Raw genomic sequence first — 15772 nt, forward strand, 5'->3', positions numbered from 1 at the left:
AAGAATTTTTATATGGAAAATTTAGAAAATAAAATATAAATAAATACTAAATTAAATTAAAATTTGTTAAATAAAGTTTGTTTTTTTAGAGCTAAAGATATACCTATTAAATCTTTCTATTGATAGAGATTAAAATAGAACATTTAGTTATTTAATTTGAAGCATAAAGATGAATATACCCGAGCAGGAACTTTGCTGAAACAGCACTGGAGAACATAAGCGATGTCATACGTAAATCGGACAGGCAATGACGTTATATCTACTGATACTGTGGTAGCAGGTCGAGTAGCTGAATATCACGATCGTGTTCGCTGGGGCCCAATTATTGCTGGTTTGTTGGTTTCTTTGGCTACACAATTAATTTTGAGTTCTATCATTGCTGCGGTTGCGGCAGGCACAGTCGCGGGTTCAGGTGCACCTAGAACAATTGCCCCTAACGCTGCGGGGAATGCGGGGCTTTGGTCAACTATCGCTTTACTAATTTCCCTATTTACTGGTGGTTGGGTTACAGCCCGTGCTTGTGGGCCGATGAACCGCAATACAGCTCTTCTTAACGGCGCAATTCTTTGGGCAACGACTTTGGCAGTTAGCTCATGGCTTTTAGCAAGCGGAGTATCTGGTGCTTTTGGTGTTGCTGCTTCTAACGCAGGGGAAGTCATAAACCAGGTACAACAGCAAGGTGGTGTTAATGTACCACAAGCAAACATAAGTGCCCAACAAGCTCGTGAAACGGCAGCTAATATACGTTCGGGATTGTGGTGGTTTGTGTTTGGTTCTTTGTTGGGTTTAATAGCCTCAATGATTGGAGCCGTAACTGGCGCTCGTAGTCCTCGGACTAACACTAATACTTACAATGCTTAAATAATTGTTTGAAAAATCAAATGTTATTTATTTTTAAATAAAAGCACCTTGAAAAAGGTGTTTTTTGTTTATTATTTAAGGTTGGCGTTTGTAGCGTCCAATTAATTCTGCTGTTGCCAAAATATTTGTCCTAGTGGATTAGGGTCATAAACCGACAATTAATACTATGCTTTGTGTTGCGAAGTACTTAAAAGGTTCTCGCTCCAATATTAGACTTTAAGCAAAATTGCTTATCTGTGAATATCGCGCTTCTTAAGAAACATTTCTGTTTTTTAAAAGCGCGATATTTTTATAGTTATTTTGTCTAAGTAAATGCAACGAAAATTTTACTACTGCAAATCACCATTTCAGGTATGAAGCTTCAATTCCCTGTTCGCGTCGAATTTTACCATCTTTTTCAAACCAGGAAATTAGTTGCTGTGCTGTCAAATCTTCAATAGTAACGCCATACTCTTGAGCGATATGCTTCAAAAGCTTAAGTGATGAAATTGTCAATCTTGTTAAAAACTTTTCTGGGGAAGACAACAAAGCTGCGTCTACTTTTGCTGATTCTTCCAGGGTTAAAAATTGTGCTGATGGTTGCTGTGGTAATACGTCCATAAACGCTATCTCAAACTTACTTGATTATTAGGGAGTGGGGAGTAGTTTTCACTAATGACTAATGACGAATTTGTACCAAATAGCCACAACGATGTTCGCCATTGATAATCCAGTGGGTGCGTTCTACGTTACAATCAGGTAAGACGGCTGCAAACATTTCTAATTCGTGACCACAGATGCTGGGGAAAGACTCGGCAACGTTGGAAATAGCGCAGTTATGCTCCATTAAGATAAAGCGATCGCTCTCAAAGCAGTCATTCACATCAACAGGGTGATACTCCGCCATGAAGCCTTCTGCTTTTCTCAACTCTACTAAGTTAGCCACCCGTTCCCGCAGTGAACCGCTACCCACGCGATCGCGGTACTCTAATGCTTTGCGCTCCCACTGTTTCTGTAAAATCCATTTAAATTGGTCATGTCCTACCGTTTCGGCTAAGGTGTCTAGCAGCGAAACCGCAAAATGACCGTGGCCATCACCAAAGCGATCGCTCATTGTTCGATGCAAGCGATCGCGTCCTTGATGACTCAGTTGATAAAGGTGCTGCGGCCGCCCCATCCCCGCCGCCTGCACTGATGTCGAATACAAAACTAGCTCCTCCGTCTCCAAATCCTTGAGATGGCGACGAATAGCTTGGGGGGTAACGTCTAAAACTTCAGCTAGCTCCAAAGCCGTTGCTTTTTCGTGTTTGTGCAGATACTCAAGGATATCTTGCTTGGTTGAGGACTGGTGGGTAGTCGCCATCTTATGGTTGGTGCGAGGCGTTCAGCGAACGTCCCAAAAATTTCTTTGAAAATTTGACTTTGACAACATTGTTGTTGTTAATTTAGCGTAAAATGAAGATACATTAAACAACATAGCTGTTGTTTTAGTCTCCACCACTATTCTAGCAGCCGTGTAACCATTGCGTAACGTGATATGGGAATCGACTAAAGATAAAGTCCGTCTCCCATCTTAAAAGAGTTCTGAACACGAGAGATTATTACTGATGAGTGCCACTGTCAAAACCTTAGTCAACCAACCCTACAAGTACGGCTTTGTCACCGATATTGAAGCCGACACTATTCCACGTGGACTAGACGAGGACGTTGTTCGCTTGATCTCCTCTAAGAAGAACGAGCCACAGTTTATGCTGGACTTTCGCCTCCGGGCTTATCGCCAGTGGCAAAAAATGACGGAACCAACTTGGCCGAATGTCAAGTATCCGCCAATCAACTATCAGGATATCATTTATTACTCAGCGCCAAAACGTAAGAAAGAAAAACTAAACAGTTTGGACGAAGTTGATCCAACCCTTTTAGAAACCTTTGAAAAGTTAGGTATTTCTCTATCTGAACAGAAGCGACTGGCAAATGTTGCCGTCGATGCGATTTTCGATAGCGTTTCTGTCGCCACTACATTTAAAGAGAAGCTAGCGGAAGATGGCGTTATTTTCTGCTCGTTTTCGGAAGCTTTGCAAGAACACCCAGAACTAATTAAAAAATACCTGGGTAGCGTTGTTCCTATCGCTGACAACTATTTTGCTGCCTTGAACGCCGCCGTATTTAGCGATGGTTCCTTTGTCTACATTCCTAAAGGCGTGAAATGCCCAATGGAACTGTCTACCTACTTCCGCATCAACTCTGGTGATACGGGACAATTTGAGCGGACTTTGATTGTCGCCGAAGAAGGTAGTTATGTTTCTTACCTGGAAGGTTGCACTGCACCGATGTATGACAGCAACCAGTTGCACGCCGCAGTTGTGGAACTCGTCGCCCTCGACAACGCCGAAATTAAATACTCCACCGTGCAAAACTGGTACGCTGGCGATGCCAACGGTAAAGGCGGTATTTACAACTTTGTCACCAAACGCGGTTTGTGTCAGGGAGTAAATTCCAAGATTTCCTGGACTCAAGTAGAAACAGGTTCAGCAATTACTTGGAAATATCCCAGTTGTGTGTTGGTGGGTGATAACTCTGTGGGTGAATTCTACTCGGTGGCGCTGACAAATCACATGCAGCAAGCCGATACCGGCAGTAAGATGATTCACGTAGGTAAGAATACCCGCAGCACAATTATTTCTAAAGGAATCTCCGCAGGTAAATCCAGCAATAGCTACCGGGGTTTGGTGAAAGTCAACCCGACGGCAAAAGGGGCGAGAAATTATTCTCAGTGTGACTCGATGTTGATTGGGGATAATGCCCATGCAAACACTTTCCCTTATATCCAGGTGCAAAATAACACTGGCAAGGTGGAGCATGAAGCTTCTACTTCCAAGATTGGGGAAGATCAGTTATTTTACTTTGCTCAACGGGGTATTTCTTCAGAAGATGCTATTTCGATGATGATTAGCGGCTTCTGTAAGGATGTTTTCAATCAGCTACCAATGGAGTTTGCTGTGGAAGCTGATAAGTTGTTGAGTTTGAAGTTGGAAGGCAGTGTTGGATAGCGCTTGTACTCAGCATAATGCTGGAAAATCGCTACGAACTGAAAAGATTAACGCTTGTAGTCAGCACTTTAGCGCTGGATAAAAGCGCTAAAGCGGCGACTACGAACCAAAAAAGAAGAGAGACAACATGATTATTGAAAATAGTGAAATTGTGCTGTCAGTAAGGGATCTGACGGCTAATGTTGATGGGACACCGATTTTGAAAGGTGTGAATCTTGAGGTGCGATCGGGTGAAATTCATGCGATTATGGGGCCAAATGGTTCTGGTAAGAGTACCTTTTCTAAGGTGTTGGCTGGGCATCCGGCGTATGAGGTGACTGGCGGTGAGGTGATTTTCCAGGGGCAAAATTTACTGGAATTGGAACCGGAAGAACGCGCCAGAAGCGGTGTATTTTTAGCCTTTCAGTATCCGTTAGAAATTCCGGGTGTGAGCAATTTAGATTTCTTGCGGGTGGCGTACAATTCTCGTCGCAAGGCGCAAGGTTTAGAGGAAATAGACGCTTTTGATTTTGACGATTTGATTGAGGAAAAGCTGGATGTGGTGAAAATGAATCCCAGTTTTCTCAGTCGGAGTTTGAATGAAGGGTTTTCTGGTGGCGAGAAGAAGCGGAATGAAATTCTGCAAATGGCGTTGCTAGAACCAAAGTTGGGAATTTTGGATGAGACTGATTCGGGTTTGGATATTGACGCGCTCAGAATTGTGGCGAATGGGGTAAATCAACTGGCAAGTCCAAAAAATGCCACAATTTTGATTACTCACTATCAACGCTTACTCGATTATATTGTGCCTGATTTTGTGCATGTAATGGCACAAGGACAGATTATCACCAGTGGTGGTAAGGAACTGGCATTAAAATTGGAGTCTGGCGGTTATGATTGGGTGCTAGCAGAATTTGCAGCTGCTGAGGTGGGTGTGTAATGAGTATTCAAGTATCTCAAAATCAGGCTTCCAACACCTTGGTAAATGGAGATCCTTACCTGAGTGAGTTGTTAAATCAATTTCAGGGATTGATTTTCGAGGAAGTTCCTCAGCCAGAAACATTTGCTTGGTTACAACAAGTGCGCGATCGCGCTGCTAATTTTGTCCGTCACTCAACTATCCCCACTACCCGTGAAGAAGAATGGCGATTTACTGATCTATCGTCTCTACGGCAAGTAAAATTCAATGTAGAGACACGAGGGTTTTGGTCTATAAAATTTGATATCACACAACTGACTTTACCAGAAGCTGTTGATAGTCGGTTGGTGTTTGTCAACGGAGTTTTTGCGCCGGATCTGTCATCTGTTGCAGATTTGCCAGAAGGTATATGGGTGGAAGATTTAGCTGAATTTCCTTTAGAATATCGCGATCGCCTACAGAATTATTTAGCCCAACAAGAGGGTACGCAAGAAGTCTTCACTGCGTTGAATACTGCTGCTTTCACAAATGCATCTGTAGTATGGGTGGGAAAAAATGTTGTCGTAGAAACGCCAATTCATTTACTATTCCTGTCTATTCCTGGTAATTCACCGATACTATCACAACCTCGTTCTTTAGTAGTGGCTGAATCTGGTAGTAGTGTTACGCTCATTGAAGATTATCTGTATCAACCAACAAACATAGAAGATCCAGATCAAATACAACTTGGGGAAGTAGTTCACTTTACTAACGCAGTTACAGAAATCTGGGTTGAGGAAAATGCCCAGGTTAACCATACGCGAATTCAGCGAGAAAGTGCAGAGGCTTTTCACATTGGTAAAACATCTGTCTCGCAAGCTCGTGATAGTCGATATACTTGTAATGCCATAAATTTAGGCGCGAAGTTGTCACGGCACAATTTAGAAATTTTGCAAACTGGTGAGCAGACAGAAACTACTCTCAATGGGTTGACGATGATTTCTAGTAAGCAGTTGTCTGATACTCACAGTGCGATCGCACTAAATCATCCTCACGGTACAACCGATCAATTGCATAAATGTATTGTAGGCGATCGCGCTCATGCGGTATTCAATGGTAAAGTTTTTGTACCCAAACTAGCGCAGTTGACAAATGCAGCCCAGTTGAATCGGAATTTGCTGCTATCATCGAAAGCCAGAGTTGATACCAAACCCCAATTGGAAATTACTGCCGATAATGTCAAATGCGCTCACGGTGCTACCGTTAGCCAATTAGAAGATGACGAAATATTCTATCTGCAAAGTCGGGGAATTGATGAAAACGATGCTCGGAAGTTGTTAGTTAACGCCTTCGCGGCTGAAGTCATCAATAAAATACCGATTCCCTCTCTGCGAGAAATCCTTTTAAACATAGTTAATAATCTTAAGTCCATATCGCCTGACTCTTGAGAAAATTTTAGATTTTAAATTTTGGATTTGGGATGAATATTCAAAATCCAAAGTTTAAAAAGGTTTCAAGCCCCAATCCGAATTTTAGATGAAATTTTTCACTCTAAAATTCTGTGGAGTTAATCTAAAATCTAAAATCGTTAGACTGAGCGACTTGTACTGAGCGAAGTCGAAGTAAGTCGAAGTAAGTCGAAGTAAGCCGAAGTCCCAAATCCCAAATTGTTTGACTAATCTACCAATGACTTTCACTCCTACCAAAACCGTTGCTGATCAAGTTCGTGCTGACTTCCCGATTTTGCATCAGGAAGTTAACGAGAAACCTTTAGTTTATCTCGATAATGCAGCGACATCGCAAAAGCCTTTGTTCGTATTAAATACCCTGCGGGATTACTACGAGCAATATAATGCTAACGTGCATCGCGGTGCCCATTCCCTCAGTGCTAAAGCTACCGATGCTTATGAAGGGGCGCGAGACAAAGTTGCTAAATTCATTAATGCTGCATCACGTCAGGAAATCGTTTATACCCGCAACGCAAGTGAGGCGATTAACCTAGTAGCCTACAGTTGGGGAATGAACAATTTGCAGCCAGGAGATGAGATTATTCTCTCGGTGATGGAACACCATAGTAATATTGTGCCTTGGCAATTGGTGGCGCAAAAAACGGGTGCAGTACTGAAATTTGTAGAACTGACACCAGAAGAAACGTTTGATTTGTCACAGTTTAAAAAGCTGATTTCTGAGAAAACAAAATTGGTGTCAGTGGTTCATATTTCCAATACTTTGGGTTGTATTAACCCAGTAGAAGAAATTGGTGCGATCGCACACAAATATGGTGCTAAATTCTTAGTTGATGCTTGCCAGAGTGTTCCCCACTACCCTGTTGATGTGCAGAAGATAGATTGTGATTGGTTGGTAGCATCCGGTCACAAAATGTGCGCTCCAACTGGGATAGGATTTCTCTATGGCAAGTTGGAATTGTTAGAATCAATGCCACCATTTTTTGGTGGTGGTGAGATGATTGCAGAGGTGTATTTAGACCATTCCACCTATGCAGAATTACCGCATAAATTTGAAGCCGGTACACCTGCAATTGGGGAAGCGATCGCACTTGGGGCTGCGATAGATTATCTTAGCAATATCGGCATGGATAAAATCCATGCCTACGAAGCAGAATTAACAGCCTATTTGTTCCAAGAATTAGAGCAAATTCCCCAAATTAGAATTTACGGCCCTAAACCAAATGCTAAAGGGGAAGGTAGGGCTGCACTTGCGTCATTCACCACCGGGGAAGTCCACGCCAACGACTTATCTACATTATTAGATCAAGAAGGCGTTGCCATTCGTTCTGGACATCATTGCACTCAACCATTACACCGTTACTTAGGTCTTGCTGCAACCGCACGAGCGAGTCTATCTTTCTACAACACCCGCGAGGAAATTGATGTTTTCATCAAAGCACTGAAAGAAACTCTGGACTTTTTTGCGGGTTTCCTTGCTTAAAGTTACAAAATATTCAGACACTAATTGTGCCGATTATCAGCAACATAACTTGCTAATACTTGGCACAATTTAATTATTTGGATTTTTGGTTCTTTTATCCCTCTTCTGTCAGTCTCCGGAAACATTTGCCATTTCTGAATTCTAGAGCTTTTGTATAGCAAGCGTAGGCATCGCACGATTCTTTTTTAATAACAAATCCAAGACCAATTTTTTTCTAATAGTATAGCTTGTATTGATTGCCTCATCAGGCTTCTAGCGATCGCCCTCCCGGAAAGTGACAGAAGAGGGATAGTTAACAAAAGAGCGATCGCTTTGCAAAAACCTCAAAAATAAAGCGTAGACGCACAGCGGCTTGTCGTTAGACATCGCCTGTTGTGAAAAAGGAGCGATGTCTACGACGGGCTACGCCTACGCTTTACAGAAAATCTCAGAAACAAAGCGTAGATGCGTAGCGGCAAGTCGAGTAATATTGCCTTGCAGAAAACCTCAAAAACAAAGCGTAGATGTGTAGTGGCAAGTCGAGTGACATTGCTCGTAATTATAGTGTTAGGTTGGCGTCTGCCAAGATTTTGGATCTCTGCGACCATGAAAAATTGCTGTCACTATTACTCGACTCGACACAATCCTATAGTATACAGCATAGGGAAATCGCTGCACTATTGCTCGTCGAATATCACCGTAGACAATTACATAGGATTCTGGCATCTGAGAAATTCGATTCACCGTTTAGTCTACACAGTCTAAAAACTCGTCACCCAGAACGGGTTTCTGACTCTCGTACCAACTGTGTGCATCATTGAGTTCTTCTCGAACCTCTGGGCGAAATACCAGGACATAATTCATTGCTGCCTCTTAATTGATGCTTTGATTTCTTCCCAAGTCAGCACATTATTTGGATTTGAATTATAGTCAGAAGTTCGACGATCAAGCTCTTGCTTTTGTGCATCGGTTAAATCAGGGTAAACTTGTTCCGCAGCGATAGTATCCCAAATTGCCTGTACAATACGGATTCTATCTTCAACACTGAGAGTTGCGATTTCGTTCAAAGTAGCTGTGATATCCATACTGATTAACTTGGAGTGAGGAAGCAACTAGTACACCTTAAATATAGCGGACAAGATTTTGTCCATCCAATTGAACGCTGTATATGTTTTGCTGCTCAACAGAGCGATCGCTCGCTTTGCAGAAAATCTCAAAAACAAAGCGTAGACACGTAGCGGCTTGTCGTTAGACATCGCCTGTTGTAGAAGAGTGAGTGCGATCGCCTTACAGAAAACCTCGAAAACAAGGCTTAGACGCTTCTTCGGCTTGTCGTTAGACATCGCCTGTTGTGGAAGAGAGAGCGTTAGCGCAGCCCGCCACAGGCATCGCTTGTTGTGGAAGAGTGGTGCGGCGGTTATAACTCCAAAATGCAATTGCTCCTATAAAATGATAATGATATTGATTAAGCTTTTTACCTCTGATTCTGTTTGTTCAACAACTCTTAAAACCCAAAAGCTAAAGCATCCAACATATATTTACTTTTATCCCGTCCCACTTCCAGATAGATTTCCAATAATTCTTCATAAGCAGTTGCTCCCCCTATAATATTCCAAAACTCATTTCCGATAATTACAGCCTCTTCAAAAGGTAAATAGCTTTTTGCCTGCGTCCATTTATAATCAGCTTTGGTAATACCATATGGATTATAAGGCATAGCATAGTAAGCTTGTAATTGAGGACGGTTTACACCGCGTAGTAAATGAAATCTAAGTAGACGTTGCAATACTTCTAAACATTGTCCTTTGTTTGGTTTAGGAGCTTTGATTTCAAATAAGAATTCTGTGCCGTCTTTCGCCAGAATATAAAGATCAGCGCGAACAATCTTCATTTCTAAATCATCACTACGACGAGCATTAATAACTGCTGTTATCATCTGCTCAAAAGATGGCTTGGGTTGTTCTTTTTTCGTAGCAGATTCGTAATTTTGTTTCTGAAGTTCAGCTTCTGCAAAAGCAGCAATACTTACTTGCGATTTAATATCATAATTTCGACGTACATCTTGATGATGTTCTAGAGCAATTAAGCGAGCGCATTCTTCAAAAGAATTACCTAGCTTCGTACTCAAACCTCTTTCAAATTGGTTGATACGTATTAATTCTGGTGGAATCAGTGCTGCTTGAAATGGTTTCAATTCTCCATTATATGAGAATCTTGATAAATACTCTGCTGCATTATCTGGCTTTAAAATTTTACGCCCTTTATACTCATCAACAAGAGCCTTAATAAATCCTTCTAGATAACCTTTAATTACTGCACGAGTGTTTGAACTAATAGCTACCATGTTTTATTTGATTTTATTTAACCTATGAAAATTATTTTTAACAAAGCTTTTGCTAAATGGTAAACGACAGGAACAGAAACCGCATTACCAAATTGATGCTTGGCTGTACTCTCACTTTCAGCGATTTTAAAAGTTTCTGGAAATCCTTGTAATCTAGCGTAATCTTTGGCTGTTAAAGGTTTATAGTTCTTTTTAACATAAATTTCTTGAATAAAAGTTTGCTTATATGCTTCTGGTTCCTTACATTCTATAGATATAGTTGCAACAAAGTCTCTAGTTCCAGTTGCTGTTAAAGTTCCAATAGCCTCAGCATGAGGCAAGAATATTTTAGAAATGCCATTAATTCCCGAAGAAATTTTAGAATTAATAAATTCATAGCCTTTACTCTCGATAAGACGTAGAATTTCTTTGGCTACTAAAGTATTTATTTCTTCCATCTGTAAACTAGGAATGAGAGCTTGTAATACTTCAAATTCTAAAGGATTACCATCTTTGAGTCCATAAATTTTCTTTCTTCTATTTCTCAATATAGTTTGACAAATGAACTTTTCTCTTAAAGTTGTTTCTATTAAGTCCCAAGAATGAATAGTAGTATGTCCATCTCTAATATCAGCAAAAGTGAAAAAATCATTTAATTCATCTATTTTTTGAAATCTGCCTCTAGAACCTGGAATTTTACCATCAAAAAATAAAATTTCTGGGGGAAATTTTTTTTTCGCAAAATTACTATGTTGAATACCAGCAATTACATCATAAAGTTTTAGCTGTTTATCTAAGGAGTTAGGAAAGGTAAAAGCCCAGCATTTTTCCAGATTATTTCTAATCCCAACAATAAATATCCTGTCTCTATCTTGAGGTAAACCAAAATCGTAGGAATTAAGTACCTGGTATTTAACTACATAACCACATGCTGTCAGATTATTAAGTATATACTCTAGGCTTTTTCTATTTCTTGGCTCTGTTAAACCTTTAACATTTTCAAATATAAATGCCTTCGGTTGGTTAGCTTTAACGACTCTAAAAACATCAATCCATAGCTTACCTCTAGGGTCGTCTAAACCTTGTAATTTACCAGCTATTGACCAAGGTTGACAAGGAACACCCCCAACTAACAAATCTATTTCAAACGGGAGCTTATTTAAATTAGTAATATCTCCTAAATATGCTTCCTCAACATTGGCATAACGAATAAAATTATTTTGGTAAACTTTAATAGCCTCTTTATCAATTTCTGAATAGCCTAGACATATTCCTCCTAACTCTTGCAGAGGAATTCTAAATCCACCTATGCCAGCGAATAAATCTATAAATGTAAATTTTGATTGAAAACTTATAACATTTGCTGATTCAAATAATTGAAATAATTCTAGTTGTTGAGCATAAACACTTGTTACCATGTGTTTGTTTTTGATCATGCCTGATTCATAAATAAGATAGCAAATTTGGGCAGGCAAGATGCCTGCCCTTCAATGACTATTCTATTCCTTCAATCCGGTCTTCAACTTCTTGGTACAACTCACGTAGGCGGTCTAAATTCTCCTCGCTAGTCTCCCAATAACCGCGTCCATTCACTTCCAACAAAGTTGATACAATCTTGCGGAAAGAATGGGGATTGAGGTTCAGCAACCGTTTTTGCATTTCTTCATCTTTGATGAAGGTTTCGTTAGTATCCTCGTAAATCCAGTTATCCACAGCGCCGGCTGTTGCACTCCAACCTGTTGTATTTACTAACCGTTTGGAGAGTTCGCGCACACCTTCATAACCGTGATTCAGCATCCCCTCATACCATTTGGGATTTAATAATTTGGTACGGGCATCTAAGCGCACAGTTTCTGATAATGTCCGCACTTGAGCGTTAGCTGTGGTTGTATCTGCAATATAAGATGCTGGTTTTTTACCATCACCCCGCAGACTTGCAACTAACTTAGTAGGATCTGAATCGAAGTAATGAGAAACATCCGTTAAGCTAATCTCAGAAGAATCGAGATTTTGGAAAGTTGCATCAGCAGTTTTCAATGTACTTTCAAAAATCTGCCGGGATTCGTCCATTATTCCGGGGTTATCGGAATTGAACGAGAAGGATTTCCGGTTGAGATACATGTTCTGCAACTCGGCTTCGCTATCCCAAGTGCTGTTTTCCACCGCCAAGTTGATATTTGACGAATAGGAACCAGAAGCATTGGAAAAAACGCGAGTCGCTGCTTGACGCAGATTAATCCCCATATCTTCGGCTTGTTGCAAAGCGTGTTTGCGAACAAAGTTCATTTCTAAGGGTTCATCTGCCTCAGCTGCCATCTTCACGCCTTGGTCTAGTAGGTTCATTTGGTTGATGAACAAATCGCGGAATACACCAGAACAGTTGATCACCACATCAATCCTGGGGCGTCCCAACTCTTCTAGAGATATCAATTCCAACTTATTCACCCGTCCCAAGGCATCGGGAACTGGACGCACGCCCACCATCCACATGATTTGTGCTAGGGATTCGCCGTAAGTTTTGATGTTATCGGTTCCCCAAAGAACGCAGGCGATAGTTTCTGGCCATTTACCTTCGTTTTCCACCTTGCTACGTGCCAAAAGCCTATCTACGACGATTTTGGCTGATTGTACTGCTGCTGTTGTTGGGATCGATTGGGGATCTAGAGCATGGATATTCTTACCCGTGGGCAAGACATCCGGGTTGCGGATGGGATCACCACCAGGGCCAGGTAGGATGTACTCGCCTTCTAAGCCTCTGAGTAATGCTCCTAGTTCGTTGTCAGCACAAACTTGCTGGAGGCAGAATTCCAAATACTCAAATAGGGGTTTGAGTGTGGCTGTGTCAACTTTGGGATAACCCGCTTTATGCAATGCTTCTACCCAAGGCTCTTTTTTGCCCATGTTGAAGAAATTCAATCGGGAAACGAGAGAAACTCGTCCTTGTGCGTCGATTTGCTCTTGTACAAGGGCAGTAACTGCTGCACGGGTTGCCAAGGTGATATCTTGCAATAACTGGACATCTTCTAAAATGCCTCGGTCATTATTTTGGTAAATATCGTCAATGTTACGCCCAATGCTGTTAGCGATAATTCCCGGTAAGCCTTGAAGTTCTTCTTCTTGACGATCCAAGCTGGCGATATTGACGAGAGTTGCGATCGCTTCTTCTGCACTTGGCGGTTTCCCAATCACGTGCAACCCACAAGGCAACAACCGGGACTCGATTTCCATCAACCGGCGATAGACGTTGCCAACAATATTATCCCGCTCATCGGCACTCATCTCTTTAGCATCGGTTTCTGGCAGATTGATGTCCTTATCCAGATTCACGATCCGGCATTTATCCATGATGCTGTTAACAATGGAAATACCGCGTCCACTATCTTTCAAGGTTTGATAGGAAGCAATTAACTCGCTGAGTTCCTTTAAACCTTTATACAAACCAGCATTTTCTGCCGGCGGTGTCAAGTAGGAAATCGTTTCGGCATAACTCCGACGTTTGGCAATTGTCGCCTCACTCGGATTATTAGCTGCGTAGTAATACAAGTTGGGAATTGAGCCAATCAAGTTATCTGGATAACAGTCGCCAGACATCCCCATCTGTTTACCTGGCATGAATTCCAAGGAACCGTGTGTACCAAAGTGCAGTACAGCGTCAGCTTTCCAAACTTGCTCTAGGTAAGTGTAGTAGGCAGCAAAACCGTGGTGAGGACTCGCTGAACGAGAGAACAACAACCGCATTGGATCGCCTTCATAACCAAATGTAGGTTGGACACCGATGAAGACGTTACCGAATTGCTTACCATAAATCAGCAGGTTTTGCCCATCACTATTGAGATGTCCAGGAGGTGGGCCCCAGTTCTCTTCTAGGCGGTGAGAGTAGGGGGTCAGCGCCTCGTACTCAGGAACCGACATTTTGTAAGCAATGTTCAGTTCTGGACTATTGTACTGCGCCTGGGCGTCATGGATGACTTCTTGCATCAACGCTTCGGCTGATTCTGGCAATTGGGGTAAGTCGTAGCCGTTATTTTTGAGGGCTTTCATTACCTCGTAGATGGAACCGAATACATCCAAGTAAGCGGCGGTTCCGACGTTGCCTTTATCTGGCGGGAAGCTGAAAACGGTGATGGCGACTTTTTTATCCAGTTTTGGCTTGCGGCGCAGATTTGCCCATTTTAAGGCGCGTTCGGCTACAGCTTCAACCCGATCGCGCAGGGCGATCGCTTTGCCTGTAGTCCCATCTCTACCCGATAATATAATCGGCTCAATTGCCCCATCCAATTCAGGAATTGCAATTTGCAAAGCTACTTGAATTGGATGTAACCCTAAATCGCTATCCATCCACTCTTCTGTGGTTTGGAATACTAAGGGTAACGCCACCATGTAAGGACGGTTTAAGCGTTTGAGTGACTCAATTGCTTTGGGATGATCTTGTCTGGCTGGGCCACCTACTAAAGCAAAACCAGTCAGCGATATCACTGCATCTACCAACTGGATATTAGTAGTCGGTTCATAAAAGTATGCATCTACAGGCTTGGAGAAGTCCAAACCACCAGCAAACACAGGTAGTACCCGTGCACCTAATGCTTCCAACTCCTGCACCATCGCTACATAATGGGCATCATCTCCTGTAACTAGGTGAGTGCGTTGCAATACTAACCCGACACAAGGAGCTAGGGGATCTTTTAGATCGCTAGAAATATCCTTACGAGCTGTATACCAATTCAGGTACTCTCTGACATCTTCAAACATACTGCCAGCCAAAGGGTGCCAAATCCCTAAATCGGGATAAACCACCGGCTGTTCGTATGTAGAAGGTGCAAAATTATGTTTTTCTAAACCTTTAAATACATATTTATCAGCTAGCATCAGCAAGAAGTTTTCCAGATTTTCTGGAGAACCACCTAGCCAATACTGAAAACTGAGCATGAAATTTCGGGCATCCTGTGCCTTGTCCATCGGTAAAAACTTCAGCACTTGCGGCAGCGTTCGCAAAAGCTTCAGCATTCCATCTTGGAATCCCGCACCGGATTTTTCTTTGCGTTTCCGCATGAATTGGGCGATCGCACTTTTTGACTGACCCAACTGTGCCAAGGAAAAGCTGCCCATTTTACTCAGGCGCATTACTTCTGGCATCGAGGGAAAGACAACGGAAACGTCCAAGTGATCGCGGTGTGGTTCTACTGCTGCTACTACTTTCTGTGCTAAGTCTTCGATGAAAATTAGGGAAGCGATGAAGATATTCGCACTCTCAATTTCTCGTTTGAACTCTTCGTAATTCTCTGGGTCGCGGAGTTCCTCAATCAAGTACCCGCTGATTTCAATCGCCAAGTTGGGATTGTTCGCGTTAATCGTGCGAACTGCTTGCGACAAAGCACTCTGGTACTGGGACTCAAGCACGACATAGACCACCTTGATTAAACTACGTCCGCGTAAGTTATCAGGCGCAATGTGTCTAATGGTGGACTTGACGTGTGTGAACATGCTTCTTCGGCTCCTTTGATGCGTGTTCTCTGAAGGAAGTTCCTAGCGGCATCAGCAGCCACAGGTAACTTGTGATCTTTAGGCAATATGTGTTTTTTATCAGAAAACGCTTGCCCACTGGGCATTTTATCGTCTATATGACACAAATCGATATAAAAAACGAAATATTTATTCGTAATTGTTGACTTTATCTAAAAGTATTAGCTCACCTTTTTGTAAATTTTTTGCAATACTTACTTTTAATAGTTAAATAGCTATTTAGATATCAATACTTTT

At 41.9% G+C, this 15772-nt stretch carries 13 protein-coding genes; 5 read left to right on the forward strand and 8 right to left on the reverse strand.

The genetic code is table 11. The annotated features are described in order from the left end of the window. The first annotated feature begins 222 nt into the window (after positions 1-222). Positions 223-861, forward strand: a complete 639-nt coding sequence (locus NLP_RS16315) for a hypothetical protein (protein ID WP_104907310.1) — start codon at positions 223-225, stop codon at positions 859-861. Between the two features lie 339 nt (positions 862-1200). On the opposite strand, the gene NLP_RS16320 is transcribed toward NLP_RS16315, so the two are convergent. Together NLP_RS16320 and sufR are read right to left on the reverse strand one after the other, a co-directional pair. Then, positions 1201-1461: a hypothetical protein gene (locus tag NLP_RS16320; protein ID WP_104907311.1), complete on the reverse strand. Its 261-nt coding sequence runs from the start codon at positions 1459-1461 to the stop codon at positions 1201-1203. Between the two features lie 58 nt (positions 1462-1519). Beyond that, positions 1520-2203 carry an iron-sulfur cluster biosynthesis transcriptional regulator SufR gene (gene sufR / locus NLP_RS16325; RefSeq protein WP_104907312.1) on the reverse strand — a complete coding sequence of 228 codons (684 nt, stop codon included), beginning with the start codon at positions 2201-2203 and terminating at the stop codon, positions 1520-1522. A 244-nt stretch (positions 2204-2447) separates the two neighbouring features. On the opposite strand from sufR, the gene sufB reads away from it, so the two are divergent. From sufB to NLP_RS16345, 4 genes are all read left to right on the forward strand, one after another. Then, complete coding sequence (gene sufB / locus NLP_RS16330; RefSeq protein ID WP_104907313.1) at positions 2448-3887, forward strand: Fe-S cluster assembly protein SufB; 1440 nt, start codon at positions 2448-2450, stop codon at positions 3885-3887. A 127-nt stretch (positions 3888-4014) separates the two neighbouring features. Next, on the forward strand, positions 4015-4806 hold the full coding sequence (gene sufC / locus NLP_RS16335; RefSeq protein WP_104907314.1) for a Fe-S cluster assembly ATPase SufC: 792 nt from the start codon (positions 4015-4017) through the stop codon (positions 4804-4806). After that, the gene (gene sufD, locus NLP_RS16340) at positions 4806-6212 is read left to right on the forward strand and encodes a Fe-S cluster assembly protein SufD (RefSeq protein WP_104907315.1); all 1407 of its coding nucleotides are present in this window, start codon (positions 4806-4808) and stop codon (positions 6210-6212) included. Before sufC ends, sufD begins: the two co-directional genes overlap by 1 nt. Positions 6213-6450: 238 nt before the next feature. After that, positions 6451-7713 carry a cysteine desulfurase gene (locus tag NLP_RS16345; protein WP_104907316.1) on the forward strand — a complete coding sequence of 421 codons (1263 nt, stop codon included), beginning with the start codon at positions 6451-6453 and terminating at the stop codon, positions 7711-7713. A 546-nt stretch (positions 7714-8259) separates the two neighbouring features. Here NLP_RS16345 and NLP_RS35805 read toward each other — a convergent pair. The 6 genes from NLP_RS35805 to NLP_RS16375 form a co-directional block, all read right to left on the reverse strand. Continuing rightward, complete coding sequence (locus NLP_RS35805; RefSeq protein ID WP_325034676.1) at positions 8260-8436, reverse strand: type II toxin-antitoxin system RelE/ParE family toxin; 177 nt, start codon at positions 8434-8436, stop codon at positions 8260-8262. 116 nt (positions 8437-8552) lie between these two features. Continuing rightward, complete coding sequence (locus tag NLP_RS16355) at positions 8553-8777, reverse strand: addiction module protein (protein WP_104907317.1); 225 nt, start codon at positions 8775-8777, stop codon at positions 8553-8555. Between the two features lie 27 nt (positions 8778-8804). Then, positions 8805-9128 (reverse strand): hypothetical protein, encoded by a 324-nt coding sequence (locus tag NLP_RS16360; RefSeq protein ID WP_104907318.1) that lies wholly within the window; start codon positions 9126-9128, stop codon positions 8805-8807. Positions 9129-9196: 68 nt separating this feature from the next. After that, positions 9197-10036, reverse strand: coding sequence for a TdeIII family type II restriction endonuclease (locus tag NLP_RS16365; RefSeq protein ID WP_104907319.1), 840 nt, complete (start codon positions 10034-10036; stop codon positions 9197-9199). A gap of 17 nt (positions 10037-10053) precedes the next feature. Beyond that, complete coding sequence (locus NLP_RS16370) at positions 10054-11490, reverse strand: DNA cytosine methyltransferase (protein WP_234016959.1); 1437 nt, start codon at positions 11488-11490, stop codon at positions 10054-10056. A 19-nt stretch (positions 11491-11509) separates the two neighbouring features. Then, positions 11510-15496 (reverse strand): magnesium chelatase subunit H, encoded by a 3987-nt coding sequence (locus NLP_RS16375; RefSeq protein ID WP_104907321.1) that lies wholly within the window; start codon positions 15494-15496, stop codon positions 11510-11512. Positions 15497-15772 lie beyond the last annotated feature (276 nt).

Origin of the sequence: Nostoc sp. 'Lobaria pulmonaria (5183) cyanobiont' (assembly GCF_002949795.1) — a bacterium.
In the GTDB taxonomy this organism is placed as follows: Bacteria; Cyanobacteriota; Cyanobacteriia; order Cyanobacteriales; family Nostocaceae; genus Nostoc.